Source organism: Halococcus qingdaonensis (assembly GCF_024508235.1).
Classification (GTDB): Archaea; Halobacteriota; Halobacteria; order Halobacteriales; family Halococcaceae; genus Halococcus; species Halococcus qingdaonensis.
Genome location: NZ_CP101943.1, coordinates 2,534,413 through 2,559,837, shown reverse-complemented (window position 1 = coordinate 2,559,837; position 25,425 = coordinate 2,534,413). Strand labels below are relative to the sequence as shown.

The window sequence follows — 25,425 nt, the reverse complement described above, 5'->3', positions numbered from 1 at the left end:
TCCACGGCCAGCTATCAACGAACTTTGAAATTGACAACGGACTGTTCCTCGGTAGCTGGCTGGGTTAGTGGCTGGTTCGGTATCTGGATCATCGTTCTTCAAGTGTCTCAATACGTTTACGCAGTTCCGCAAGTTCGCTCTCGGATTCAATGCCAGCAGCGTTGACAGCCTCTTCGACGCGTTCATCGGATGCTTCACCGTAGAGATAGAGTTGTCGGCGTTCAGGGTCGTTACGTATCCGAGAGAGCGATGACTTCGCAATACCAGCGTGAGTAGCGACGGACGTAAGCGTCTGATTGGGATCAGTTTCGAGCAGTTCGAGAGCAGCCTGCATTCGGAGGTAGTCCTCGGGTTCGACGACGGGGTAGCCATCGTGGGTCGTAAATCCATAGGGTGGCCGTCCGGTCCACTTGCCTGCTCGTTGTGCCCGATCAACACCCGACTGGACGCGCTTGCGCAGGAAGTAGCGTTCGAGGTCTGCGGCCCATGCCATGAGCTCAGCGTATTTCGTCGCCATCTCGTCTTCGTTAATAGCAACGATTGCTATCGTCGTTACCGGTTTATCGTCGAGTGGCGACAGATATTTGCGACGGCCCCCGCGTTGTAGGCCCATGAAAGCCGTCGTGCTGGCCGCCGGCGAGGGCACGCGCCTCCGGCCACTGACCGAGGACAAGCCAAAGGGGATGGTCGAGGTCGACGACAAACCCATCCTCACGCACTGTTTCGAGCAGCTGGCCGAACTCGGCGCGAGCGAACTGCTCGTCGTCGTCGGCTACCAGAAGGAAGTCATCATCGAGCACTACGGCGACGAGTTCGACGGCATCCCGATCACCTACACCCACCAGCGCGAGCAGGCCGGACTGGCCCACGCCCTCCTCACCGTCGAGGAGCACATCGACGACGACTTCATGCTCATCCTCGGCGACAACGTCTTCGAGGCGAACCTCGCGGACGTCGTCGACCGCCAGCGCGAGGACCGTGCCGACGCCGCCTTCCTCGTCGAGGAGGTCCCGATGGAGGAGGCCAACAGGTACGGCGTCTGCGACACCAACGACTATGGTGAGGTCACCGACGTCATCGAGAAACCCGACGAACCGCCGACGAACCTCGTTCTCACGGGTTTCTACACGTTCACGCCCGCGATCTTCCACGCCTGCCATCTCGTCCAGCCCTCCGCGCGCGGCGAGTACGAGCTCTCGGAAGCCGTCGATCTGCTCCTGCGATCGGGCCGCACCATCGACGCCGTGCGGATGAACGGCTGGCGCATCGACGTCGGCTATCCCGAGGACCGCGACGAAGCCGAACGCCGTATCCAGGACGCACGTGGCGAGCTCGATACCGATGGGGAAAACGAAGCGGGTGCCGACGCAGCCGTCGATACCGAGTAGCTACGGTCGCAGCCGTTCTCTAACCGTGTCTTCGAGCGAGCGTTCGACGCTCCAGCCGAGTACGTCGTGTGTTCGCGTCGTGTCGACCGGGAACCGATCGACCAGCGTCTCGCTCTCGCGCGGGTTCTCGATCAGTTCGACGTCGGGATCGGCCCCGCGCTCCTCGCGGGCGACGCGGGCGACGAGCTCGGCGATTGCCATCACGCTGGGATCCTCGTCGCTCGCGAGCTCGTACTTTTCCACTCCCGTCTCGCCGGCGGCGAGCTGATCGATCATCCGCTCGGCGCTTCTGACGTAGGCGCGGGCGACGTCCTCGACGTGGATGTAGTTTCGCGACTGCGTGCCCGGCTCGTGAACCGTGATCGTCTCGCCGGCGAGCGCGCGATCCAGGAAGAAATTGGTGACTGTGCCCTTCGAGACGCGCTTGCCGTCGATCTCGTGGTCGCCGTAGAGATTCGATTTCAGGAAGAGGTGTGCCGGGAACGCTCCGTCGACGAGCCCCTCGATGGCGCGCTCGTTCAGCAGTTTGCTCCGCCCGTACCAGTTGAGCGGGTCGCGCGGATGGTCGACGGTGATCGGGAACTCGACGGGATCGCCAATCGTCGCCATGCTGAACGGGAAGACCAGTCCTGTACTGTGTTTCCGGCAGTACCACGCCACGTTCTCGGTGCCCTGCACGTTGACCTCGTAGGCGAGATCCTTCCGGTTCTCGCAGTCGGGAACCCCCGAAAGGGCGGCGAGATGCATCACGATGTCCGCCCCGTCGAGCGCGTGCTCCAGCCGATCACGGTTGCGGACATCGACGTGTTCGACGGTCACGTCGCCGATCGACCGTACGTCGCCCAGATAGAAGTTATCGAGTGCCGCTACGCACCAGTCGGGATGGTCGTTGCGGAGGTGTTTGACGACGCAGCTCCCGATGTAGCCCGCCGCACCCGTCACGGCGATCGTCGGCGGTTCGTCGGCGCTCATCCGCGGAACCTCCGGGCGAGATCGCGGACGCCCTCGCGGAGGTCGATCGCGGGCTCGAAGCCCGTCTCGGCCACGCGATCGAAGTTCACGTGATAGGAGGGGCCGGGATGTTCGTCTTCGAGGTATGTCACGTCCACAGTAGCAAGTTCCTCGCTAATGAGTGTAGCGACGTCGCTGATCCGGTAGTTCGCTTCGTTCGCACCGACGTTGTAGACGGGCTCCGACCAGTCGTCGGGCGCGAGCGCCGCCTCGCGGTAGGCACGGGCAGCGTCGCGCGCGTGGATGAACGGCCGCCAGTTCGAGCCGTCGCCGTACACCGTCAGGGGACGGTCCGTGAGCGCGCGGAAGACGAACTGGTTGACGACGAGGTTGAACCGGATGCCCGGTGCGTCGCCGTGGACGGTGCTCAGACGAAGCGCCGTCCCGTCGAGACCGTAGTCGTCGGCGTACTCGGCGAGGAGTTGCTCCGCTTCGTATTTCGTCTCGGCATAGGGGTTGATCGGATCCGGCTCGATCCCCTCGTCGATATCGGTGCTCGTTGCGCGCCCGTAGATGTTACACGAGGAGGCGAGGACGACGCGCTCGACGCCCATCTTCCGGGCGGCGGTGAGCACGTTGCGCGTCCCCTCCAGATTCGTCGCGTAGGTCTCCTCGCGGCGGTCGTGCGTGCTGTCGGCACCGGTGATCGCCGCCAGGTGAACGACAGTATCCACCCCGCGCATCGCGCTCTCGACGTCGCCGTACTCACGGACGTCGCCCTGCCGGAACGCGATCGCTTCGACCGAACCGCGCAGGTTTCGTGGCGAACCCGAGGCGAGCGAATCGAGCACGACCAGCCGATCTACGCGATCGTCGTTCGCCAACAGGGGCACCAGCGCGCTGCCGATGTAGCCACAGCCGCCCGTGACGAGCAGGTCGCTCACGATTCGAGCATGTCCGGCAGAAAGCGGTCCTCGTGGCTCTCGATCACCGAGCGACGATCGTTCATCGCGCCGACGACTTCGTCGATGCCCGCCCGGAAATCGACGGACTGCCCGTCGATGAGCTCGTCGTACTTCTCGTGACGGATCTCCATCTTGTGTGTCTCGTCCTCGTCGCGCGGGTTCTCGACGTGTTCGACGTCGACGTCGAGATCGTGCTCGTCACCGACCGCCGCGATCGTCTCGGCGATCTCGACGATGCTGATCGCGCGCGTGGTCTGGTTGTAGACGGTGTGGGCGGCGGGGCGCTCGGCGGGATCGACGAGCGCGAGCCGTGCGAGCCCCTCGACGGCGTCGTCGAGACTCACGAACGGCTTTCGCTGCTCGCCCTTGCCGTACACCGTCAGCGGGTAGCCCGCGACCGCCTGCGCCGCGAAGCGGTGGGCGACGACGCCGAAGTAGTAGTCGAAGTCGAGGCGCGTCGCGAGGCGCTCGTCCGCGCGCGTCTCGTCGGTGCCCGCGCCGTAGACGATCGCCGTTCGTACGTCGCTGATCGGGATGTCGAACTGGCTGTGGGCCAGCCGGAGGTTGGCCGCGTCGTGGCTCTTGGTGAGATGATACCAGCTGCCGGCCATCGCAGGGAACGGCACCTCGTCACGCGCGCCCTCGTTCTCCATCGTCGCACCGCCCTCCGGGATCGGGAACTCGGGCGCGCCGTAGACACCCGTCGTGGTCGTCTCGACGAAGTGGGTGTCGGTGAGTCCGGCCTCCTGGAGCCCCCAGACGAGGTTGCGCGTCGCCTGGAGGTTGTTGTGCTGGGTTTCGTTGGCGCGCTCGCCGTTGATCTGCGAGTAGGGCGCGGAGGGCTGGGCGGCGGTGTGGACGATCGCGCGCGGCTCGTGCACCGCGAGCAAGCGGTCGACGAACGCCCGATCCGTGAGGTCGCCCTCGACGAACGAGAGGTTCGTGTAGCCCTCCTCCTCGGCGGCCGCCAGTCGGTCGTCCATCGAGGCGACCGCCGTGGCGCTCGTCGCGCCGACCGAGGCGACCCACTCGCGGCGGGCGAAGTTGTCGACACAGAGCACGCGTTCGTCGGTGCGGTCGGCGATTCGCAGCGCGGTCGGCCAGCCGACGTAGCCGTCGGCCCCGGTGACGATGATCGACATTAGTTACTCGTTGTCCGAGTAACTCCTGAGCGGCCAAAACGTTTGCCGTTTCTGTCGGCGAAAGATGCAGCGAAGGTTTTTGATCATTCGAGAGAAACGTCGGCGCATGGCCGACCCGGTAGACGGTGAACGGCCGCTGCTCGGGAGAACGACTCTCGATACGGTCGCTTTTCTGATCTGTCTCGCGGTCTTCGTCGGCGGTGCAGTCATGCTCGCTCTGACCATCGAATACGGCGTGCTGTTGATGGCGTTCGGGCTCGGTGGACTGGCCGTGTTCAGGGAATCGGTGACAGCGACGGAGTCCTCATCGGCATCCTCGACAGCGCACGCAGAGCGCGATCCGCTGTTGATCGTGCGCGAGCGCTACGCGCGCGGCGAACTCACGGACGAGGAGTTCGAGCGCCGTCTCGACCGGTTGCTCGAAACCGAGGACGACGCACGCGAACCGTCCACGCGCGAACAGCTTACTGAGAAGTCTTGATGGCGAGCCGAACCGCCGCTACTCGACGGTGACGCTTTTCGCGAGGTTGCGGGGTTTGTCGATCGAGCGGCCGAGCTGGTCGGCGGTGTGGTAGGCGAGCAGCTGGAGCTGGACGTTCGCGAGGACGGCGGCGGTCCGCGGCTGCGTCTCGGGAATGGTGAGGACGTGATCGGCGTAGCGCTCGATGTCCGACTGGCCGTCGGTGACGGCGATGACGGGCGCGTCGCGCGCCTCGACCTCTTTGACGTTGTTCACCGTCTTGCGCGCGAGCTCGCCGTCGCCCGTGGTGATGGCGATCACCGGCGAGTTGTCCGTCACCAGGGCCAACGGCCCGTGTTTGAGCTCACCGGCGGCGAACCCTTCGGCGTGGCGGTAGGTGATCTCCTTGAGCTTGAGCGCGCCTTCGAGCGCCACCGGATAGTTCAGCCCGCGGCCGATGAAGAAGTAGGCGTCGGCATCGAGATACGCCTCGGCGACCGATTCGGCCGTCGAGTCGTCGATGACTTCTTGAACTGTGCTCGGAAGGTCGCGCAGCGCGCCGATCGCCTCGCGGTCGTGGTCGTCGGTGGCCGCGAACGCGAAGAGGTTGAGCGCGGCCAGCTGGCTCGCGAACGTCTTCGAGGCCGCGACGCCGATCTCGGGGCCGGCACGGATGTAGAGGGTGTGATCGCACTCGCGGGCGACCGTCGAGCCGACCACGTTGGTGAGCGCAAGCGTGCGCGCGCCGCGCTGGCGTGCCTCCCGGAGCGCACTCAGCGTGTCGGCGGTCTCGCCGCTCTGGGTGACGCCGACGACGAGCGCGTCACCGATCGGCGGCGGCGAGGTGACGTACTCGCTGGCCAGAAACGCCTGTGCGGGGACGCCAGCCTCGCGGAACAGCTCCGCACCGTACAGCGCCGCGTGATAGGAGGTGCCGCAGGCGACGAACTGCACGCTCGTGGGCCTGACGCCGGCGAGCTCCTCCAATTCGACCTGCCCGCCGAGTTCGTCGACGCGCCCGCGCAGACACTGCCGGAGCGCGCGCGGCTGCTCGTGGATCTCCTTCAGCATGAAGTGGTCGTAGCCGCTCTTGCCCGTCTCCTCGGCGTCCCAGTTCACGGTGTGGATCGTCTTCTCGACCGGCTCGCCGTCGGCCGTCGAGACGTCCCAGCCGTCGGCGTCGATGCGCGCGAACTCGCCGTCCTCCAGGTAGACGACGCGATCGGTGAACTCCCGAAAGGCGGGCACGTCGCTCGCGAGATAGGTCGCGCCGTCGTCGATACCGAGCACGAGCGGCGAGTCCTGGCGCGTACAGAACACCGAATCACCGCCGGCGAAGACGGCGGCGATGGCGTAGCTCCCCTCGATGCGTTCGATCGCCGCGCGGAAGGCCTCCTCGTGGCTCGCGCCGTCGGCGAGCGCAGATTCGATGAGATGGGGGACGACCTCGGTGTCGGTGTCGCTCGTGAACTCGTGGCCCGCAGCGGTGAGTTCGTCCTTGACAGTTTGATAGTTCTCGATGATCCCGTTGTGGATGACCGCGACCTCGCCCTCGCAGTCGGCGTGCGGGTGGGAGTTACGGTCGCTCGGCGGGCCGTGCGTGCTCCAGCGGGTGTGACCGATGCCGACGGGGCCGGACGGGGCGTCGTCGTCGACCGCGCGTTCGAGGTTCGCGAGTTCGCCCTCGTGCTTTTCGATCTCGACGGCGCTGTTGGCGAGCGCGACGCCCGCCGAGTCGTAGCCCCGATATTCGAGCTTCGAGAGCCCGTGCATCAACACGTCGAGGGTCTCGTCCGGCCGACCGACGCAGCCGACGATCCCACACATCAGTCGAGCACCTCCGCACCCGCGGGGATCTCGCCACGTGCCCGCACGCCGACGTGCAGCCGTGCGCCCGGCCCGACCAGTGTGCCCGGTTCGAGCGTGACCCCACCGTCGGCGTCGACCCGGTCGGCGACGACCGCCCCGAGCGAGCGGTCCTCGTGAACGTGCGTGCCGATCCGGACGTCGGTCTGCCCGCCGGGCACGAGAGTACCCGGTCCGAGCGTCACGTCCTGACCGGCAACACAGTCCAGAACCGTGCTCCCCGGTCCGACGCGCGTATCGCCGTCGAGCACGCTGCGTGTGACGGTCGCGTTCGCCTCGACGGTGACGTTGCGGCCGAGTGCGACGTCCGGCCCGACGACCGCGCCGGGACCGACCTCGCAGTCCGGCCCCACCACGACGGGTGCCTGAAGCGTCGCCGACTCGTGGACGAGCGACGTGTCGTCGACCCAGACGCCCTGCTCGCGGGCCGGCTCGTCGACGCGACCGCGCGCGAGGATCTCCTGGGTCACGGTCAGGAGGTCCCACGGGTAGGTAGCGTGCGGTGAAAGGCCATCGACGCGCACCCCGCGGACGTCCTCGCCCTCGTCGATGAGTCGCGCGAGCGTGTCGGGCAGCTGAAGCTCGCCGTCGCGGCGCTCGGTCGCCTCGATCGCATCGAAGATCCCCGTTCGAAAGGCGTAGACGCCGGCGTTGATCAGGCGGAAGTCGTCGGATTCGGGCTTCTCGACGATCTCGTCGATGCGACCCTCGTGGAGGGCGACCGCGCCGTAGCGGCGCACGTCGCGATGTTCGAGCACGCCGAGGGCGGCGGGCGCATCGGGATAGGCCTCGAACTCGGCGACGACGTCGGCCACCAGTCCGGAGTCGAACACGCGGTCACCGTTGACGAGCAGGAAGGGTTCGTCGACCGCCGAGCGCGCGGCGAGCAGGGCGTGGCCGCTGCCGAGCTGTTTGTCCTGGATCACGTAGTCGAGCGGCGTGTCGCGGTAGGTCGGCCCGAAGTGTTCCTGGACGCGATCGCGCTTGTAGCCGATGACGACGGTGATCTCCTCGATCCCGGCGTCGATCAGCGCGTCGAAGACGTAGCCGAGGATCGGCCGGTTCGCCGCTGGTAGCATCGGTTTGGGGCGGTTGTACGTCAGCGGGCGGAGGCGGTTACCCTCCCCGGCCGCGAGGACGACGGCGGTACGGACGCTCATTGCACCCTATCCACGGGGCGACGATTTCAACGTTCTGGCTGGCCACGTGGTCGTCGACCGCTCCGAGAAGGCCGCGGGCGACTCCGACGACGATATGAACCACGGATGGAAATCGGGTGTGTGTCGATCAGCAGCGTCGTCGCCCTCGTCAGGCGCGTGCTCAGCCCGGGCGGCGACCTCACCGAACGCGCGGTCACCAGCGGCGTCTGGGTCATGCTCACGAACGTCGTCGACAGAGTGCTCCAGCTCGCGATGGTGCTGCTCGTCGCGCGGCTCATCGGCCCCGGATCGTACGGCGTGATGGCGCTCGCACTCGTCGTGATGAGCGCACTGACCAAGCTCTCCAGGCTCGGTATCGACGCCGCGCTCATCCAGCGCGAGGCCGACGACGTCGACGCCTATCTCGACACGGCCTGGATGATGCAGAACGCGCGCGGACTCGTCGTCGCCGCCATCCTGTTCGCCAGCGCACCGATCGTCGCCTCGCCGCTCGTCTTCGACGAGCCGCAGCTCGCGCCCGTTCTCAGAGTGCTCGCGCTCTCGCCGCTGCTCTCGGGGCTCCAGAACCCGGGACTGCTCTATCTCAAGAAGGACCTCCGCTTCGACAAACAGTTCGCCTACACGCTGTCGGGGACGGTCTTCTACGTGGCGGTCGCCGTCGTCGTGGCCTTTCTCACCCGCTCGGTGTGGGCGCTCGTGCTCGGGCTGGTCGCGAGCGACTTCGTGCGGCTGGTGGCCTCCTACTTCGTCGCCGACTATCGGCCGCGACCGCGGTTCGATCTCGATCACGCGCGCGAACTGTTCGGCTACGGGAAGTGGATCTTCGCCTCCGGAGTGGTGTTGTTTCTGATCATGGAGGGCGACGACGCCTTCGTCGGCTGGTATCTCGGGACCGCCGTCGTCGGGCTCTACCAGCTGGCCTACCGCGTCTCGAACGCGCCCGCGACGGAGGTGACCCAGACCATTTCGAGCGTGATCTTCCCGACGTACTCGAAGATGCAGAGCGACGACCGCCAGCTGCGCGACGGCTTCTTTAAAACTGTTCAGCTCACGACGTTCATCTCCTTCCCGATCGCGGTCGGCGTCGCCGCCGTCGCACCGACGTTCGTCGACACCTTCCTCACCGAGCAGTGGGACGCGATGATCCCCATGATCCAGCTGCTCGCCGCGTGGGGCCTGCTGCGCTCGCTGGGGGCGACGACCGGCCCGCTGTTCCAGGCCATCGGCAAACCCGACGTGCCGACGAAGATCCAGTTCGGCAAGCTAGTGATCATCGCGGCGTTCATCTATCCCGCGACAGCGCGCTACGGTGCGGTCGGCACGGGACTGGTGATCGTCGGCAACTCGCTGCTGTTCTCCGAGCCGGTCGCGACGTATCTCGCGACGCGGGCGGTCGACGGGAGCTACGCACGCCTGCTTCGCCTCGTCGCCTACCCTGCCGTGCCCAGCATCCTCATGGGGATCGCCGTCGTCGCCGTCCACCGTATGGGCGTCGCCACCGGCGTCGTCGAGTTCACTCTCCTCGTTCTGGTCGGCGTCGTCGTCTACGGCGTGCTCGCGCTCGCGGTCGAACGGTTCTCGGAGTACGACAGCGTGGCGCTCTGTCGCCGGCTGGCCCGTACCGTCGTCTCGTGAAGGTTCGCGGCAACGATTCCGGTGACGAACCACAACAGGTGAGTGCCAAGAGCGCGTTTCCATCGCATGTCCATCCTCGACGACGCGCGGGCCGTCCTCGACAACGGCCCTATCTGTGATTCCTGTCTCGGCCGCGTCTTCGCCGACCGGAGTTTCGGCCTCACGAACCGGGCGCGCGGACGCGCGCTCAGAACCACGGTCGCGCTCGACGCGGACGAACCGTTCGAGGGACCCGAGGACTGCTGGGTCTGCGAGGGTGAGTGCGATCGGTTCGACGAGTGGGCCGAGCGCGCGGTCGCCGCACTCGGGGACGTCGAGTTCGAGACGTACCAGGTCGGCACGCGCGTCCCGCCGCTGATCGAGGAGAACGACCGCCTGCTGCGCGAGGAGAGCGATCTCCCCACCGACGCCGGCGAGTCGTTCAAATCCGCACTCAACCGCGAGGTCGGCAAGCGTCTCGGCGAGCGCACGGACACAGAGGTGGATTTCGAGCGCCCGGACGTGCTCGCACTCGTCAACCTCGACCGCGGCGACGTCGACGTCCAGGTGAATCCAGCGTTCGTCTACGGGCGCTACCGGAAGCTCGAACGCGGAATCCCCCAGACCGAGTGGCCCTGCCGGGAGTGCGGCGGCAGCGGCAAGCAGTTCGTCGCGGACGGCGGCGAGGAGCCCTGCGACTACTGCGGCGGCAGCGGCTATCTCTACGACAGGAGCGTCGAGGAGCTGACCGCGCCGGTCGTCGAGGAGGCGATGGATGGCTCGGAATCGATCTTCCACGGCGCGGGTCGTGAGGACGTCGACGCGACGATGCAGGGCACCGGCCGCCCGTTCGTCATCGAGGTCAAACACCCGCAGCGGCGCGCGGTCGACGCCGAGGAACTGGAGACGGAGATCAACGAGTTCGCCGACGAGAGCGTCGAGGTCGAGGGGCTCCGGCGTGCGACCCACGAAATGGTCGAGCGCGTGAAGGAGCTCGACGCGCACAAGACCTACTCGATGGCCATCGAGTTCGCCGAACCGATCGAGGAGACGGCGTTCGCCGACGCGCTCGCCGAACTCGACGGCGCGACGATCGAACAGGAGACGCCCCAGCGGGTCGATCACCGGCGGGCGAGTCGGACTCGCGTGCGCGACGTCTACGAAATCGAGGGCGAGCTCGACGACGACCGCCACGCCACCGTAGAGCTGCGCGGCGCTGGCGGTCTCTACGTGAAAGAACTCGTGAGCAGCGACGAAGGCCGGACGGAGCCGAGTCTCGCGGGGCTACTCGGCGTCGACAGCGAGGTAACGGCGCTCGACGTGATCGCCGTCGAGGGCGAGGACGAGGCGTTCGCCGATCCCGACTATCTCGTCGAGCCGAGCGGTTAAGTTCTTTCATGCCATACCATAGCATAGAGGCAGCAACCCATGTGTCACCATCGAACGACCGATTCCACGCGGCTGTATGAGGACGACGAGCACGAGGAGCTCCCGGAGTGGGCAATCGAGGGAGACGGCGAGACGGACGACGAGGAGGAGGACGAACCGGAGCCGTTCACGCCAGGGACGGCCGACTAACACCGCCGTTTTTGCCAACCGCTTTCTGCCTGCCGCGCGAGCCGTCGGTATGTTCGGCGTCGACGAGGCGGGGCGCGGGCCCGTCCTGGGCTCGCTGTTCGTCGCGTGCGTCAGCGCCGACGCCACGCTGCCCGACGGGATCGACGACTCGAAACGGCTCGCGCCCGCCCGCCGCGAGGCGCTGGCCGCCGAGCTCCGCGCCGACGAGCAGGTCACGATCGCCGTGAGCGAGGTCACCCCCACCGAGATCGACGACGGAAGCCTGAACGCGCTCACGGCTGCGGCGATGGCCGACACGATCGATCGCGCGACTGCCACCGGCGAATCCGGCGTCGTCGACGCCTGCGACACCGATGCGGCACGGTTCGGTCGCCGCGTGAGGGCCGAGACCGCGACCGACGTGGCGATCACGGCCGAGCACGGTGCCGACGAATCCCACGAGCACGTCGGTGCGGCGAGCATCGTCGCCAAAGTCGCCCGTGACGAACACATCGCCGATCTCGCTGCCGAACACGGCGCGATCGGCAGCGGCTATCCGGGCGATAGCAGTACCCGTTCGTTCCTCCGCGAATACGTCCGCGAGCACGGTGATCTCCCGCCGTTCGCGCGCGAATCCTGGAAGACCAGTCGCGACGTTCTGGAAGCCGCCGATCAGTCCGCGCTCGCCGATTTTTGAACCCCGTCGCGTGTCGTCCATACTGCTACACGATTGCTGTGGGGTCGATCGCGAGTTACGGCCAGTCGGGATCGACGTCGACGAGCGCGGCGCTGACGTTCCAGAGCTGTTCGCGCAGTCGATCGTCGTCGACGCGCGGGTCGGGATCGGTCGGATCGTGGCGATCGAAGTAGGTGTGATCGCCGTCGGGATCGACGGCGAGCTCGACGAGCGGGTCGGCGGCCTCGTCGACCGACGTGCCGAGGAGCGGGAGGCGTGCGGCGAGCGCCATGAACGCCCGGGTCGGCAGCGAAGCGTGGCGGTAGAGCCCGCTGCCGGGCACGAACCCGGGATGGACGGCGTTCACAGGGAAATCGACCCGTGTGGCAAGTTCGGTCGTGAAGAGCAAGTTCGACAGTTTCGAGCGCGCGTAGGCCGCGAACGCGTCGTAGTCGGTCTCGAGTCGGAGGTCGGCGAAGTCGATTTCGCCGGTCGAATGGACGGTCGAGGAGGTGGCGACGATGCGAGCGTCGGGAGTTTCGACGAGCATGTCGAGCAGGTCGTGTGTGAGCAGGTACGGCGCGAGATGGTTGACCGCGAGCGTCAGTTCGTGGCCGTCGGCGGTGAGCTGACGGCTGTCGCGCGAGCAGGCGGCGTTGGTCACGAGCACGTCGAGGCGATCGTAGCGGCGACGGAACTCCTCGGCGAGCGCGCGGACGGTCGCCATCGTTGCGAGATCGGCCCGGAAGAACTGCGCGCTGCCGCCAGCCCGCTCGACGGTGGCGACGGCCTCCTCCCCGCGCTCGCGCGAGCGGCCCGTCACGACGACGTGTGCCCCGCGAGCGCCGAGTCGGCGGGCGATTTCGCGCCCGATGCCACCAGTCGCACCGGTGACGAGCGCGACCTGTCCGGTCAGATTCCTGGAATCGGTCATGCCGAGCGGTCGAGCGGGAGCGTCATAACCGCGCGGGAACCGACAGACCGTAGTTCGGCCGTCGCGTAGGGAATCCAATGAGTTCGCTGGCCGAGGACTGGCGGGCCGATCTCGACGCGGTCGACGGCCGCCTGATCGACGACTACCAGAGCGGGTTCCCGGTCGAGGAGCGGCCGTTCCGCGCGATCGGCGCGGCGCTCGGCATCGGTGAGGACGAGGCGCTCGCCCGCGTTGAGACGCTGCGCGAGCAGGGGATCTTCCGACGGTTCGGCGCGGTGCTCAACCCGCCCGTCATCGGCTCGTCGACGCTCGCGGCGGTGCAGGCTCCCGAGGACCGGTTCGACGAGATCGCCGAGATCGTCAACGAACACCGGCAGGTCAACCACAACTACCGGCGCGATCATCCCTGGAACATGTGGTTCGTCGTCACCGCCGGTTCGCGCGAGACGCGCGACGCGATCCTCGCCGACATCGAGGAGCGAACCGGCTGTTCGGTGCTGAACCTCCCGATGCTGACGGATTTCTACATCAATCTCGAATTTCCGGTCGTGAACGGCGATCGCTTTGCCCGCGAGTCGAGCGGCGGGGGCGAGGACGTGCGCGCGACCGCCATCAGCGAGTCGGCGACCGGCGATCTCTCGGCGCTCGATGCACGGCTCCTACTGGCCATTCAGGGCGGGTTCCCGCTGACGGCGACGCCCTATCGTGACATCGCCGCGGAGCTCGACGAGCCGGTCGAAGACGTGATCGACGCCATCCGCCAGCTACGTGAGACGGGCTGCATCAAGCGCATCGGCTGCATCGTCAACCACGTCGTCACGGGTTTCGACGCCAATTGTATGGTCGTCTGGGACGTGCCCGACGACGATCTCGACGCCCGTGGGACCGAAGTCGGGTCGCTGCCATACGTCACGCTCTGTTATCACCGCCCGCGCAGACCCGACCAGGAGTGGCCGTACAACCTGTTCACGATGATACACGGTCGCGACGCCGAGATGGTCGACGAGAAGATCGACGAACTCGCCGACGAACATCTTCCCCACACCCACGAGCGGCTCTTCTCGACTGAGACGTTGAAGCAGACCGGCGCGCAGTACGAGGAGCTGCTCGAAAATTAGATCGGCCGTTCGCCCCGGTGGTGGCGGTCGGTTCTCGTCGGATCCGTCCTGCGATCGGTTCGGGAATCGGTTGTTCCAACGTTCCTGCAAGCAACAACCATAACCCCGCAACCATTGATGACGGGATGAGACATGACGGACATCAACCGGAACCGGCGACGGTTCCTGGAACTCACTGGCGCGGCGGCCCTCGCGGCCGGCGTCGGGACGGCGGTCTCGGGGACAGCCGGCGCACAGGCGTCGGCATGGTCCGCGGCCGACTCGTCAACGGGCAAGACACTGAATGACGTCGTACAGACCAGCGAAGGACCGTACGCCGTCGGGAGCGGGGGACTGGTGCTCGCCCGCCGTGACGACGGCTGGGAGACCGTTATCTCGAAGGGACCGACGGTCGAGTCGAACACTCTGAAAGGAGCCGGCGTGACCGACGACGGCAACCACGTCTGGTTCGCCGGCGGCAGCGGCGTGATCGGCCAGTACGACGTGGCCGACGAAGAGCTCACCGACTACTCCGCGCCGATGGGAAAGACGAGCACCTGGGAGGACCTCGCAGTCACCGGGAAATCCGGATCCGAAACCGTCCACCTCGTCAACGGCTCCGGCGAGGTGCTCAACGGGACGAAAAACGATTCCGGCGGGATGGATTGGGGAGAAGCCCAGAAACCGGGCTCAGGTTCCAGCATGAAAGGGATCGATTTCGCCAGTAGTTCAGTCGGGCACATCTCGAACACGAGCACGAAGGTCTACGAGACGACCGACGACGGCGGTAGCTATCAAGAAATCGGCATCGACGGCGGCAGCATCGGACTCTACGGCGTGGCGAGCGTGAGCGAATCGGACGTCAACGTGGCCGGCGGCAGCGGGACGATATACCGGTACGACGGGTCGACGTGGTCGCCGCTGAAAGTCGGACAGAACACCATCTACGGCATCGATCGTGACGGGGAGATGGGGCTGGCCGCCGGCTCGGGCGGTCGGGTGTACGAACGGAACGGACCCGGTACGTGGAGCGAGGTCGAGACGCCGACGACGAACACGCTGCGGGGAGCGGCGCTCGACACCGCCGGAGGCTACCCGGACGTGGCCGTCGGCTCCAGCGGAACGATCGTCGAGCGCGGCGAGTACACCGCCGATCCGCCGGCCGAACGGAAGCCACGACCCGATTCGGCCAACTGGACCGAGGCGAGTTCGCCGACCGGGAAAGGGCTCAACGACACGGTTCTCTCGAGCCAGGGGCCGTACGCCGTCGGCGGTGGCGGGCGGGTTCTGGAGCGGGGATCGACGGGTTGGACGACGGTCATCGAGAAAGGGCCGACGACGCAGGGCAACACCCTCACCGGGGCCGGCGTCACCGACGACGGCAACCACGTCTGGTTCGCCGGCGGCAGCGGCGTCATCGGCCAGTACGATGTCGGGAGCGGGACGAAGACCGATTACTCGAAACCCGAGGGAAAATCTAGCACCTGGGAGGACATCGCGGTCGTCGGCGCGGCCGGCTCCGAGACGGTGTTCCTGATCAACGGCTCCGGCGAGTTCTTCTCCGGGACGAAGAACGGCTCCGGCGGGATGGACTGGGGATCGGCGGTCAAGCCCGGCGGTGGCTCCAGCGCGAAGGGACTCGACTTCATCGACGAGAGCACGGGCTACATCTGCGATACGAACTCGAAGGTGTACGAGACGACCAACGGTGGCGACAGTTGGGAGGAGATCGGCATCGGCGGCGGCAGCGTCGGGCTGTACGACGTCGCCGCGGTGAGTTCAGACGAGATCAACGTCGCGGGCGGCGACGGCTCGATCTTCCGGTACAACGGTTCGGTCTGGACGAAGCTCTACGCCGGACAGAACACGCTCAACGCCATCACCCGCGAAGGGAAGAAGGGGTTGGCCGCCGGCAGCAGCGGGACGGTCCTCGAACGCACCGGCTCGGGCTGGCAATCCGACGAGACGCCGACGAGCAACGGTCTCGAAGGGATCGTTCTCGACACGACGGGTTCGTATCCCGACGTTGCCGTTGGAGCGAGCGGGACAATCGTCGAGCGCGGTGAGTACACCGCCAGTCCGGAGCCGGTCGGTGAGTTCGAGAACCCGCCGCAGGACCTCGACGAAGACGGCAAATACGAGGACGTCGACGGCGACGGCGAGCTGACGAAAGCCGACGCGCAGGCGCTGTACGACAACCTCGACGATCCGGCGGTCAAGAACAATCCCGATGCGTTCGACTTCAACGGCGAAGGAAAGGTCACACAGGCCGACGCACAGGCGCTGTACGCCAAATGGGCGGATTCGAAATGACGCTCGCGAGATGCGACGTATGGACCACAGTGCGACAACACCCCAAACACGACGAAAATGAGTAAGGACACACACGGTTCCTCGAAGCGAACGCTTGCAACCATCGCCCTCGTCACGGTCGTGCTTCTCTCCGCGGGCGCGGCCGTGTCGTTCACGGCCAGCGCGGCCGGAAGTACGACAGTCAGCTTCTCGCCGCAATCCTCGACGGTCGCGGCTGGTGAAATGGCGACATACGACATCGTCGTCGACAACACGGACAATGGTGTCGGCACGACGAACGCATCGATCGAACTGTCGAACCCTTCGGTCGGCGAGATAACGAACATCGAACTAGCGGGTAGTCCCGCCGACAGCAACGTCAACATCACTGACGACGGCTCGGCGGCGAGTTTCGATGTCATATACTTCGGCAACGCGCTTTCCGGCGATGCGGATGGTGTTACGGTAGCGACAGTAACGGTTAATGGAACCGCGACCGGGGAAAGTGCACTCACGCTCGACGTCAACGAAATCAGCGATTCGGCGGGCGGACTCTACGACGTCACTGAAACCACGCCCGGTACGCTGACAGTTGCCGGTGCAGGCACGGGCACGCCGACCAGCACCGAGCAGCCGACGGAAACGGAGACGGCCACCGAGACGGACACGGCCACCGCAACCGAAACGAGTGCTCCGGAGCCGACGGCGACGACCGGAACCGACACGCCGACGGCGACGACCACGGCCGCGCCGACGGACACGGAAGCGGGGACGACCAGCCCGACCGATAGCACTACGGGACCGACCGTGACGGACACCGAAACGAGCGCACCGAGCGAAACGGAGGCGACCGCAGCCCCGACCGAAACGACGGACAATTCGTCGAGAACGGGGATCGAAACCGACACCACCTCGACGGAAACGGAAACGAGCGGGGTCGGAACGGGCAGTGACGGCAACGGTGCGCAAGCAGGCGGTGATGCCGGCGGTAGCGCGGACAGCGGTAACGGAGCGGACGGCGGTGCGGACGCGGGGGCTGTCGCCGCGTCGCTCGCCGACAGCGGACTCTCGGACGAGCAGGTCTCCGGAGTGAGCAGCACGCTCGCCGCGAGCGGCCTCACCGACGCAAAGACGTCGGCCATCACCGACGCGCTCGCCGGCAATGGGTTGAGCGACGAGCAGCGCACCGCGATCGCCGACGCTATCGCGGGCGGCGATCTCTCCGACGACCAGCTCGTGGCGCTGAGCGAGGCGCTCGACGACGGCAGCCTCACGAACGCCGAACGAGACGCGCTTGGCTTCCTCGGCAGCGACGAAACGACCTACTACCAGGTCGATCTCGTGCGCGGCGAGCCGATCGAGCAGCTGCAAGGGCCGAACGGCACCTACACGAACGAGGAGCTGCTCCGGTTCGCACACGGTAGCAGCGAGGAGCCGATCACGCGGCGCTCCGACGGCGAGTTCACCACCGACGCGGCGCTCGCCGATCGCATCGAGAGTCGGAACGTCACCGTCGAGAACGGCACGGCGACGACGACGTTCACGGTCGCCGACGGCGAGTCGGTGACGCTCTCGCTGGTGAGCTACACGAAACCCGGACCGGTCTGGTCGCCCGCGACCGAACAGCTCCAGAACTACGTCGATAGCGACACGCGGACGTTCGAGTCGGGCACGCACACGCTGCGCGTCGATCTCCCGACGAACGCGACCGGCGAATAGGGATCGACGCAGGAGAGCGGATCGGCGAACAGTCGTGGTTCGCCGGTGATTTTCGACGCGATTCTCGGTCGATGTCTCTCGGCGCGTTCGTCGACGAGAAGGGATTGTGGTCCGTCGCTACCGGACGCGATAGGTGGCTAAAACGCCGCGAGAGCGGTCAGCGGTTGGCGGTGGTGAACAGCAGCGGTGCGACCACGAGGAGTCCGAGGCCGAGATAGAGATAGTAGCCGGGGCCGTCGATGCTCGGGACGATCGCGAACAGGAGGCCAAAGGTCATCACTTGGATGGAGAGCACCTTCCTGGACCGCTGGGCGAGCGCGGCGAGCAGCGCGAGCACGAAGACGAGCAACAGCACCTGCCCGAGATTGTACTGGAGCAGGAACCGGTCGAGCGCCTGCAGCGGGAACGGAAACATTCTCGTGGTGGGATGAGTCGGTCCCAGATTTCAAGGTTACGACCCGTCGCCGTGCGCACCGAAATCGAGCGGGCGAATCCAGCGATACCAGACGAACAGCGCCACCCCCAGATAGCCGAGCGCCCAGACGGCCGTTCCGGCCGTCTCGAAGCCGAGGGACGAAAGGGCGTAGTTCGCACCGCCGGGGAGCACGACGCCGATGGCGAGCACGATGGCGAACAGCACCCGCTCGTCGATGCTCACGGGCAGCTCACCCGACCGTTTCGGCGTCGTGAACGATTCATACCCCCGGTACGGGCTCGAAACGTCTCAATCACACGATTCCGTCACGCGACCGGGCCGGACGATTTCGGTCGCTTCACGCCCGGAACGGTGAGAAACGACCGGCAACGGTGATCGTGATTCAATAGCCGGTCGGTCGTCCGACCGAACACGGCGGCGGTGTCACAGCGGTCCCCGCTCCCGCCGACAGCCCACCATGACAGCCACCGATGCCACGACCGACCGCGCCGACCCCGATGTCGGGGACGTTCTCTACGAGACCGACAGTCACGAGCGCTACGCCGTCGTCGTCGCCACCGACCCGGCTGGCGTGACGCTGCGCCGAAACGACAGCGAGCAGTTCATCCCGCACGCGATGTTCGCGCCGTGGAACGACGCGTCGATCACCGTGGAGCCGGCGATCGCCGGGAGCCGTCGAGCCGAGCCACCGGTCCACCACACCCCACGCCACGAGCTGGCTGCCGGCCCCGCCGGAACGACGCGCTTCCAGCAGTCCTGACGGTCGGCAGTGCGCCCGACGACAGTCATGTCATCCGCCTGCACACCACACAAAGCTTATGCTGTCCAAGCACAAAGAAAACGATGGAGCAAGGCGCGCTCCGGGACAGCGGGGCTCCGTTGCGTGGCATCACCTGTAACGTCCCCCTGCTGTCTTTTCAGAGAGTTACCGGCGAGCGACAGCGGTGTCGCCACTACGAGGAAAACGATCGAAGAACAGTGGGCCAACGCGGATTTGAACCGCGGACCTCCCGGTTATCAGCCGAGCGCTCAACCTAACTGAGCTATTGGCCCGACACCAGTGATTGCTCCCATCGGTTTGTAAGCGTTTCTCTTCGCGTCCTCAGTCGCGGCTCGTATCGCCATCGCGGTCGTGGACCTCGTAACTGCCGGCATCGACGTCGTAGGTGTCCTCCCCGTCGGGAAAGCCACCGCCGTAGGCGACACCGCTGGCGATCCCCCCCATCTTCCGGTCGAGATACGGGATGACGAGCCAGCGCTTGAGCGCCTTCCGGACGGGCCAGCGCGTCACCGGCACGACAAGTACCAGCCCGACGAGATCCGTCACGAACCCCGGCGTGAGCAGGAACGCGCCCGCACCGATGAGCAGCCCGCCGTCGAGCAGTTCGTCGCCCGGCAACGAGCCGTTCCGGATACGCTCCTGGATCTTCCGGGCGGTGTGGCGGCCCTCGGAACGCACGAGCAACATGCCGATCAGCGCCGTGAGAACGACCAGCGCCACGGCCCCGACGAAACCGAGCGACGTCTGTGTCGCCACGGCGACGAGCACCACCATGTCGAACAGCGGGATCAGAAGGAGCAATCCGAGTATCCGGAGCAGCATAGCCTCCCTACCGGTCGCGCACGCAAAACCCTTTCCTGACGGACGTGCGAACCAGCGGACGCACTGGCGACGGGCGATGAACTGCCGATGAGTTTATTGCTGTGGCCCGAAACGGTGGGATGATGGCTGATCTCAGCGACCTCGGCCTCTCCGAATACGAGGCGCGCGTCTATCGAGCGCTGCTCGATACCGGTCCGACGACCGCAAAGGAGCTCTCGCGCGCCAGCGGCGTGCCGATGGGTCGCATCTACGACGTGCTCGCGACCATCGAGACCCACAGCCTCATCAGATCGCAGAGCGCCTCGCGGCCCAAGAAATACGTCGCGGTCGAACCCGAGACGGCGCTGTCGCGGCTGCTCGAGGATCGTCGGCGCGAGCTCGAAGCCAGAGCCGACCAGTACGAGGAGGTCGTCGACGAGCTCGTCTGCGAACTCGACGCCAGCGAACCCGCCAACGAACGGTTCTGGACGGCGGCGGTCGGTGCCGAGGAGACGATCGATCTGCTCGAAGAGCGCCTCGCGGCCGCCGAGGAGAGCGTGGTGGTCGTCGCGGCGGTGCTGTCGGCCCAGTTCGACACGGCATCGGTCGGCAACCGCGTCACCGAGCGACTGGGCGCGGCCGTCGATCGTGGCGTGGACGTCTCGCTGCTGATGCATCCCGACCTCGTCACGGAGCTCCCCGATGCCGTCAACGAGCGCTACGTGAACACGCTCTTGCCCCACGATCGCGTCAGCACGCGGACCAGCGACGCCGTCGAGCGGACCTTCACCGTGATCGACGGCGTCGAGACCTGTATCGAGGTGCCACACCCGCTCGACAGCACGCAGCTGTTCGCGATGATCGACATCAAGGATCCCGCCTTCGCCGGCGAGATTACCCGCGAGTTCGAGCCGCGCTGGGAGGGGGCCAAGCGCCTCGATCTCGGCTAGTCGTCGGCCGAAGCCGTTTCGTCGATCTCGGATCGAAGCTGACCGACCGTTGCAACCCGTTCGGCGTGGGCGTTGTGCTGGTGGATCGATCCGTCAGTTGCACCTTTTTGCGTCGCTCGCGTCGCGCTCACGGTTTCACCGTTCGCGCAGATCGCGGCGCTTCGCGCCGCGCGCTCGTTCGCAAAAATCTGCACCAAAACTCAGTCGTCGAGTTCGGATCGGAGCTGGCCGACCGTCGCGACCCGCTCGGCGTGGGCGTTGTGCTGGTGGATCGATTCGTCGTTCGACTGTTTCATCGTCACCACCGCGTCGTCGGCGAGATCGGGGAACTCGCCCACGACGCCCTCAGCCATGTCGCGCACGCAGTCCTCGACGAACTTCGCGTTCGCGTGGGCGGCCTCCGTCATGTGATCCTCGTCGGGACGTTTGGCGAGGTTGTAGATGCGGGCGCTCATCGAATCGCGTGCCACGTCGATGAGATCGCGCATGTCGACCTCGGGTGCACCGTCGCTTTTCACCCGCAGCGTCGCGTGTCCGCGCTGGGAGTGGCCGGCCTGTGGCACCTCCTCCAGGAATTGTTCGGTGGTTTCGTCGTCGACGCCCAGTTCGGCGAGGGTTTCGCGGGCGCGCGAGGCCGACATGCCCTGCGAGCACGGACAGACGGTCATCCCCGTGACCCTGGTACCGATCTCCTCGGTCGTCCCCTCCTCGGTCGCGCAGGCGCTGGCGATGATCGTCGCCGTGCCCTGAGTCTCCTTGTCGCTCGCGGGTGTCTGCTCGCGCGTGACGTATTCGGCTTCCATCTCGACGGTGGCCTCGGTCGTGTACTCGTGTTTGTCGAGTAGGCGCTCGGCGGCGTCGCCACAGACGTCCTCCACGCGGTAGGCAGGCTCGGCGACGGCCGCTTCGAGGGTCTCGTCGACGACCTCCATGTTCCGGCTCATGTCCGCACCCTTGCGCCACGACGGCAGGTCGACGAACACCTCGAAGGTCGCCATCAGCACGATCGGGCGTTTGTTCTCCCGACCGAGTTTGACGAGTTTCTCGACGCCGGTGACGCCGACGTGATTGAGTCCCACGGTTACATCTGGCTGGGCAGCCTGTACGTCCGGCAGCTGCTGGCTCATTCGGCTGTTCGTTGGTGCTCCTCCCCGTTACACCTTGCGAAACGTCCCCAGTCTTGCCCCCACCACTCACCCCGTTTTCCCACCCACACCATCGCCATCCCGTGGTCAGTCGAGTTTGTCGAGCGCGCTGAAGAACTCCAGCGGCGGACCGGCGATGCGCGTCGGCTCGTCGGCGACACCGATCGTGACCGTCGCAGGCGCGGCGAGGGCGACACGATTGCGGCCGTCGGCGACCACGGCCGTGTCGCCGTCACCGACCGTGATCGCGATCTCGCTGTCCCGACCGACGACCAGCGGCGGCATCGGGTCGGTCGCGGCCATATCTGTGACGACGAGCGCCGGCACGTCGGGATGGACCAGCGGGCCGCCCTCGCTCAGGTTGTAGGCCGTGCTCCCGGTCTGCGTGGCGACGAGCACGCCGTCGGCGTGGCTGTCGAGATACTCGCTGCCGTCGATCTCGACGGTGAATTCGGCACCGCGACCGGGACCGCGATCACCCATTACGACGATCTCGTTGAGTGCGCGCGGGAGCGAGATATCCTCGCCAGAGACACGAAGTCTGGGGACGGTCCGGGTCCGTGGCTCGCCCTCGCGCTCGATGTGGTCGAGTTCGCGCGTGAGTTCGGCGAGCGCGTCGTCGGGCGAGGTCGCGTTGAGGAAGCCGACCTCGCCGAGATTGACGCCCATGATCGGCGTCGTGCCGACCTCGCGGGCGGTAAAGAGGAAGGTGCCGTCGCCGCCGATCGAGACGACGAGCGTGCAGTCGCTCATCCGCGCGACGGGGTAGCCATCGACTGCGAGCGTGTCGGCGGTCGCCTCGTCGACCCACACTTGGGCACCCGACTCGCGGAGGTGTTCGCGGACCTCGGCGGCGAGCGCGGCCGCCCGATCGTTGCCGCGACGGGCGACGATACCGGCCCTCATCGCCCCCCGTTTCACCTCCGCGAGCAAAAAGCGCGTGGTCCGCCCGCGCTGCGGGTGGCGGTTGCGGTCGCCGGGCGGTGGCGGGAGCGGTGCGGTGCCTGGCGTCTCGGCGAGCGACGCGAGCCGAGGCTCAGGCGAGTTTGCTCTCCTGGCGGATGAAGGGCGAGGGGCGCGAGCGAGGCCGCAGGCCGAGCGAGTAGCGAACGGAGTGAGCGCGTGCCGAGGGCTTCGGCGGTACGAGCGGTGTGTTGCAGTGCGGTGCGGAGTGATCGTGTCCGCGCGAACGCAGTGAGCGCGGTTCGCCGTGAGCGACCGTAGGGAGCGAGCGGGAGTTTTTAGCGTAGCTTTTTGCGAGGAGTGGTTCGCGCTCCGCGCGAACCCGACGAAGTAAAAAGGTACTCGGGCACGGTGGGATTCGAACCCACGGCCGTCGGATTAGAAGTCCGACGCTCTATCCGGGCTGAGCTACGTGCCCTCATGGGGGGTGAGAGCGAGCGGTTCAAAAGCGATTGGGTCCGGTGCGGAGCGTTTAACAGCGATTCTCCACAAGAGGGCGCAATGAGCGTCATCGGTATCGTCGGCCTGCCGGGCAGCGGCAAGAGCGAGGCCGCCGCCGTCGCCCGCGAGATGGGGATCCCGGTCGTGACGATGGGCGACGTCATCAGGGAGGCCTGCCGCGATCGGGGGCTCGATCCCGCCGAGCACCACGGCCGCGTGGCGCAGGCGCTCCGCGAGGAGAGCGGTCAGGGGGCCATCGCCGAGCGGTCGCTGCCGATCATCGAGCGCGAGCTCGCCGACTCGTCCACGGTGCTCGTCGACGGCATCCGTTCTGGGGTGGAGGTCGAACGGTTCGAGGAGCGCTTTGGCGAGGCGTTCTCGTTGATCGCCATCGAGGCTCCCTTCGATGTGCGCGCCGAGCGCGTCGATGCACGGGGACGCGACGTCACGAGCGCCGACGGCGGTGAGAGCCTCGAAGCACGCGACGAGCGCGAAATCGGCTTCGGGATGGACGATGCCATCGAGCGCGCCGACAGGCGGATTGAGAACACCGACTCGCTCGCGGCGTTTCAGGATCGTATCCGGACGCTGCTCGCGGAGGAAGGTGAATGATGTATCGCATCGACGTGGAACTCGCCGCACCGGTCAACGACACCGAAGTCACCGAGCGGATCGTCACGGCCGTCGAGAACCTCGTGCCCGGCGCGGAGATCGAGCGCGCGCCCGGCGAGGTACGTGCCGAAACCCACAGTTTGGACCACTTTTCGGAACTGCTCCACGACCAGGAGATCCTCGACAGCGCCCGCAACGAGTTCTTCGCCGACCGTCAGGGCGACGTCGTGCGCGTCGCGCTGAAGAAACAGGCCGCCTTCGAGGGCGTCGTCAACTTCGCGGTCGGCGAACCGGACGAACTCGGCGATATCGAGCTACGGATCCGAGTCCACGAGCCGAGCGTCGAGGAGTACATCAACCATATCGCGCCGCCGACCGAGGACGGAACACCGGTCAACGATCGTTCGTAGCGTTCTCCTCGAACCCGCTGACGAAGATCGCCAGCCACTCGCTCGTGTCGCGCTGGCGGCTGATCTCAATTCTGTCGATCCACTTCACCCACTGGAAGCCGCGCCGGCCGGGTGCGACCAGCCTGAGCGGGAAGCCGTGGCCGTGCGAGAGCCGCTCGCCGTCGGTGTGGGTCGCCAGCAGCGCGTCGCGTGCCTCCTCGATCGGGAGGCTCCAGCGATAGCCCGTCACCGAACGGAAGGAGACCCATTCCGCCGCAGGGTCGGGTTCGACCGTATCGAGGAGATCGCCGACTCGGAGGCCACGCCAGTCGTGGGTCGAGTACCAGCCGCTCGTGCAGTCGAGGGTCGTGCGCCCCGCGCTGTCGGGGTCGAGATCGTCGATCGAGAGTGTCTGCTCGCGTTCGACCGCACCGCCGACCCGGAGCTCCCACTCGTCGGGATCGATCGGGTCGGGATCATCGGCGACCCAGCTTGTTACCGGAAAAGCGTTGCCCGCGTCCGTTCCCTCCTCGGTCGAGCCGGTGAAGCGCTGATCGGTGGCGAGTCCGAGCAGGCGGTTCGCCCCGCGCTGGAAGCGCCACGCGAGCGCGCCGAAACCGACGACCGCGAGCGAGGAGAGCGCCGTCCGCCGGCCCTCGAAGTCGTCCGTGCTCGGGAGATGGATCCGCCCCCGGAGGTGGACGAGCAGGACGGGAACGACGAGAGCGCCGAGCGCCATATGAACGAACAGGAGCAGCCACGGACCGATCGTAGGGGTTCCGCCCGAGGTCCAGACGAACCCGGTGGCGAGCGCTGCGAGCGCGAGACCGGTCAGGAGAACCGAGACGATCGTGCCCCGGTTCCACGCCACCCGGTTGGTCAGTCGCGGGCGCACTCGGCGGAGCTTCCAGAAGAGGAGGAGAACGAGCGCCAGCCCACCCATCCCGTGGAGGACGAACACGACCGCGTCGCCGGGCCGACCAGAAATAAGGGTTAGCAGGCCGGTGGCGACCGCGAAACCCACGGTTACGAGGATCGATAGGTCGACCAGCCGTGGCGGGAGTTCGAGGCGCGATACCACGGCTC

The 25,425-nt window shown here is 66.6% G+C and carries 26 protein-coding genes and 2 tRNA genes; 13 read left to right on the top strand and 15 right to left on the bottom strand.

Features of this window, described 5'->3' with window-relative positions; translation table 11 throughout:
- Window positions 1-88 precede the first annotated feature (88 nt).
- Entirely contained in the window at window positions 89-613 is a 525-nt protein-coding gene (locus NO363_RS13350) for a serine integrase family protein (protein ID WP_256685761.1), read from the bottom strand.
- On the opposite strand from NO363_RS13350, the gene aglF reads away from it, so the two are divergent.
- Window positions 612-1,388, top strand: a complete 777-nt coding sequence (aglF, locus tag NO363_RS13345) for a UTP--glucose-1-phosphate uridylyltransferase AglF (protein WP_256685760.1) — start codon at window positions 612-614, stop codon at window positions 1,386-1,388. The two genes, NO363_RS13350 and aglF, sit on opposite strands and share 2 nt — an antisense overlap.
- On the opposite strand, the gene NO363_RS13340 is transcribed toward aglF, so the two are convergent.
- The 3 genes from NO363_RS13340 to NO363_RS13330 are packed head-to-tail and all read right to left on the bottom strand — an operon-like array spanning window position 1,389 to window position 4,446.
- Window positions 1,389-2,360, bottom strand: coding sequence for an NAD-dependent epimerase/dehydratase family protein (locus NO363_RS13340; RefSeq protein ID WP_256685758.1), 972 nt, complete (start codon window positions 2,358-2,360; stop codon window positions 1,389-1,391).
- Window positions 2,357-3,283 carry an NAD-dependent epimerase/dehydratase family protein gene (locus NO363_RS13335; RefSeq protein ID WP_256685757.1) on the bottom strand — a complete coding sequence of 309 codons (927 nt, stop codon included), beginning with the start codon at window positions 3,281-3,283 and terminating at the stop codon, window positions 2,357-2,359. The genes NO363_RS13340 and NO363_RS13335 overlap by 4 nt, the downstream gene beginning before the upstream one ends.
- Window positions 3,280-4,446: an NAD-dependent epimerase/dehydratase family protein gene (locus NO363_RS13330; protein ID WP_256685756.1), complete on the bottom strand. Its 1,167-nt coding sequence runs from the start codon at window positions 4,444-4,446 to the stop codon at window positions 3,280-3,282. The genes NO363_RS13335 and NO363_RS13330 overlap by 4 nt, the downstream gene beginning before the upstream one ends.
- A gap of 106 nt (window positions 4,447-4,552) precedes the next feature.
- Here NO363_RS13330 and NO363_RS13325 point away from each other — a divergent pair, with 106 nt between their 5' ends.
- Window positions 4,553-4,927 (top strand): SHOCT domain-containing protein, encoded by a 375-nt coding sequence (locus NO363_RS13325; RefSeq protein WP_256685754.1) that lies wholly within the window; start codon window positions 4,553-4,555, stop codon window positions 4,925-4,927.
- A gap of 18 nt (window positions 4,928-4,945) precedes the next feature.
- Here the strand turns inward: NO363_RS13325 and glmS are convergent, their stop codons facing one another.
- Both glmS and NO363_RS13315 read right to left on the bottom strand, forming a co-directional pair.
- Window positions 4,946-6,733 (bottom strand): glutamine--fructose-6-phosphate transaminase (isomerizing), encoded by a 1,788-nt coding sequence (gene glmS, locus NO363_RS13320; RefSeq protein WP_256685753.1) that lies wholly within the window; start codon window positions 6,731-6,733, stop codon window positions 4,946-4,948.
- Window positions 6,733-7,932 carry a sugar phosphate nucleotidyltransferase gene (locus tag NO363_RS13315; protein WP_256685752.1) on the bottom strand — a complete coding sequence of 400 codons (1,200 nt, stop codon included), beginning with the start codon at window positions 7,930-7,932 and terminating at the stop codon, window positions 6,733-6,735. The genes glmS and NO363_RS13315 overlap by 1 nt, the downstream gene beginning before the upstream one ends.
- A 120-nt stretch (window positions 7,933-8,052) precedes the next feature.
- On the opposite strand from NO363_RS13315, the gene NO363_RS13310 reads away from it, so the two are divergent.
- The 4 genes from NO363_RS13310 (at window position 8,053) to rnhB (ending at window position 11,800) form a co-directional block, all read left to right on the top strand.
- Window positions 8,053-9,567, top strand: coding sequence for a lipopolysaccharide biosynthesis protein (locus NO363_RS13310; protein WP_256685751.1), 1,515 nt, complete (start codon window positions 8,053-8,055; stop codon window positions 9,565-9,567).
- A gap of 66 nt (window positions 9,568-9,633) precedes the next feature.
- Window positions 9,634-10,935 (top strand): tRNA pseudouridine(54/55) synthase Pus10, encoded by a 1,302-nt coding sequence (locus NO363_RS13305; RefSeq protein WP_256685749.1) that lies wholly within the window; start codon window positions 9,634-9,636, stop codon window positions 10,933-10,935.
- A 39-nt stretch (window positions 10,936-10,974) separates the two neighbouring features.
- A complete protein-coding gene (locus NO363_RS13300) occupies window positions 10,975-11,124 on the top strand; it encodes a hypothetical protein (protein WP_256685747.1) in 150 nt (49 codons plus the stop codon).
- 49 nt (window positions 11,125-11,173) lie between these two features.
- Window positions 11,174-11,800: a ribonuclease HII gene (gene rnhB / locus NO363_RS13295; protein WP_256685746.1), complete on the top strand. Its 627-nt coding sequence runs from the start codon at window positions 11,174-11,176 to the stop codon at window positions 11,798-11,800.
- A gap of 55 nt (window positions 11,801-11,855) precedes the next feature.
- On the opposite strand, the gene NO363_RS13290 is transcribed toward rnhB, so the two are convergent.
- Window positions 11,856-12,713: an SDR family NAD(P)-dependent oxidoreductase gene (locus NO363_RS13290; RefSeq protein WP_256685744.1), complete on the bottom strand. Its 858-nt coding sequence runs from the start codon at window positions 12,711-12,713 to the stop codon at window positions 11,856-11,858.
- A gap of 77 nt (window positions 12,714-12,790) precedes the next feature.
- Here NO363_RS13290 and ahbB point away from each other — a divergent pair, with 77 nt between their 5' ends.
- The 3 genes from ahbB to NO363_RS13275 all read left to right on the top strand — a co-directional run bounded on the left by ahbB (window position 12,791) and on the right by NO363_RS13275 (window position 17,821).
- Window positions 12,791-13,831: a siroheme decarboxylase subunit beta gene (ahbB, locus tag NO363_RS13285; RefSeq protein WP_256685742.1), complete on the top strand. Its 1,041-nt coding sequence runs from the start codon at window positions 12,791-12,793 to the stop codon at window positions 13,829-13,831.
- 132 nt (window positions 13,832-13,963) lie between these two features.
- Entirely contained in the window at window positions 13,964-16,123 is a 2,160-nt protein-coding gene (locus NO363_RS13280; RefSeq protein WP_256685740.1) for a dockerin type I domain-containing protein, read from the top strand.
- A gap of 57 nt (window positions 16,124-16,180) precedes the next feature.
- Entirely contained in the window at window positions 16,181-17,821 is a 1,641-nt protein-coding gene (locus tag NO363_RS13275; RefSeq protein ID WP_256685738.1) for a hypothetical protein, read from the top strand.
- 157 nt (window positions 17,822-17,978) lie between these two features.
- Here NO363_RS13275 and NO363_RS13270 read toward each other — a convergent pair whose 3' ends face one another.
- Both NO363_RS13270 and NO363_RS13265 read right to left on the bottom strand, forming a co-directional pair.
- Window positions 17,979-18,236: a DUF8006 family protein gene (locus tag NO363_RS13270; protein WP_007740453.1), complete on the bottom strand. Its 258-nt coding sequence runs from the start codon at window positions 18,234-18,236 to the stop codon at window positions 17,979-17,981.
- A 36-nt stretch (window positions 18,237-18,272) separates the two neighbouring features.
- Window positions 18,273-18,479 (bottom strand): DUF7996 family protein, encoded by a 207-nt coding sequence (locus NO363_RS13265; protein ID WP_256685737.1) that lies wholly within the window; start codon window positions 18,477-18,479, stop codon window positions 18,273-18,275.
- Between the two features lie 235 nt (window positions 18,480-18,714).
- Between NO363_RS13265 and NO363_RS13260 the strand changes: the two genes are divergently transcribed.
- Window positions 18,715-19,017 carry a hypothetical protein gene (locus NO363_RS13260; protein ID WP_256685735.1) on the top strand — a complete coding sequence of 101 codons (303 nt, stop codon included), beginning with the start codon at window positions 18,715-18,717 and terminating at the stop codon, window positions 19,015-19,017.
- Window positions 19,018-19,236: 219 nt separating this feature from the next.
- Here NO363_RS13260 and NO363_RS13255 read toward each other — a convergent pair.
- Both NO363_RS13255 and NO363_RS13250 read right to left on the bottom strand, forming a co-directional pair.
- Window positions 19,237-19,310: transfer RNA gene (locus NO363_RS13255), tRNA-Ile, on the bottom strand.
- Window positions 19,311-19,359: 49 nt separating this feature from the next.
- Window positions 19,360-19,860: an FxsA family protein gene (locus tag NO363_RS13250; RefSeq protein WP_256685734.1), complete on the bottom strand. Its 501-nt coding sequence runs from the start codon at window positions 19,858-19,860 to the stop codon at window positions 19,360-19,362.
- A gap of 122 nt (window positions 19,861-19,982) precedes the next feature.
- On the opposite strand from NO363_RS13250, the gene NO363_RS13245 reads away from it, so the two are divergent.
- Window positions 19,983-20,789 carry a TrmB family transcriptional regulator gene (locus NO363_RS13245; RefSeq protein ID WP_256685733.1) on the top strand — a complete coding sequence of 269 codons (807 nt, stop codon included), beginning with the start codon at window positions 19,983-19,985 and terminating at the stop codon, window positions 20,787-20,789.
- 200 nt (window positions 20,790-20,989) lie between these two features.
- On the opposite strand, the gene mptA is transcribed toward NO363_RS13245, so the two are convergent.
- From mptA to NO363_RS13225, 3 genes are all read right to left on the bottom strand, one after another.
- Window positions 20,990-21,916, bottom strand: a complete 927-nt coding sequence (gene mptA / locus NO363_RS13235) for a GTP cyclohydrolase MptA (RefSeq protein ID WP_256685732.1) — start codon at window positions 21,914-21,916, stop codon at window positions 20,990-20,992.
- Window positions 21,917-22,021: 105 nt separating this feature from the next.
- Window positions 22,022-22,840 carry an NAD(+)/NADH kinase gene (locus NO363_RS13230; protein ID WP_256685731.1) on the bottom strand — a complete coding sequence of 273 codons (819 nt, stop codon included), beginning with the start codon at window positions 22,838-22,840 and terminating at the stop codon, window positions 22,022-22,024.
- A 400-nt stretch (window positions 22,841-23,240) separates the two neighbouring features.
- A tRNA-Arg gene (locus NO363_RS13225) sits at window positions 23,241-23,315 on the bottom strand.
- An 83-nt stretch (window positions 23,316-23,398) separates the two neighbouring features.
- Between NO363_RS13225 and NO363_RS13220 the strand changes: the two genes are divergently transcribed.
- On the top strand, window positions 23,399-23,950 hold the full coding sequence (locus tag NO363_RS13220) for an AAA family ATPase (RefSeq protein WP_256685729.1): 552 nt from the start codon (window positions 23,399-23,401) through the stop codon (window positions 23,948-23,950).
- Window positions 23,950-24,360 carry an RNA-binding domain-containing protein gene (locus tag NO363_RS13215; RefSeq protein WP_370525597.1) on the top strand — a complete coding sequence of 137 codons (411 nt, stop codon included), beginning with the start codon at window positions 23,950-23,952 and terminating at the stop codon, window positions 24,358-24,360. Before NO363_RS13220 ends, NO363_RS13215 begins: the two co-directional genes overlap by 1 nt.
- Here NO363_RS13215 and NO363_RS13210 read toward each other — a convergent pair.
- Window positions 24,344-25,420, bottom strand: a complete 1,077-nt coding sequence (locus NO363_RS13210; RefSeq protein WP_256685727.1) for a molybdopterin-dependent oxidoreductase — start codon at window positions 25,418-25,420, stop codon at window positions 24,344-24,346. The two genes, NO363_RS13215 and NO363_RS13210, sit on opposite strands and share 17 nt — an antisense overlap.
- Window positions 25,421-25,425 lie beyond the last annotated feature (5 nt).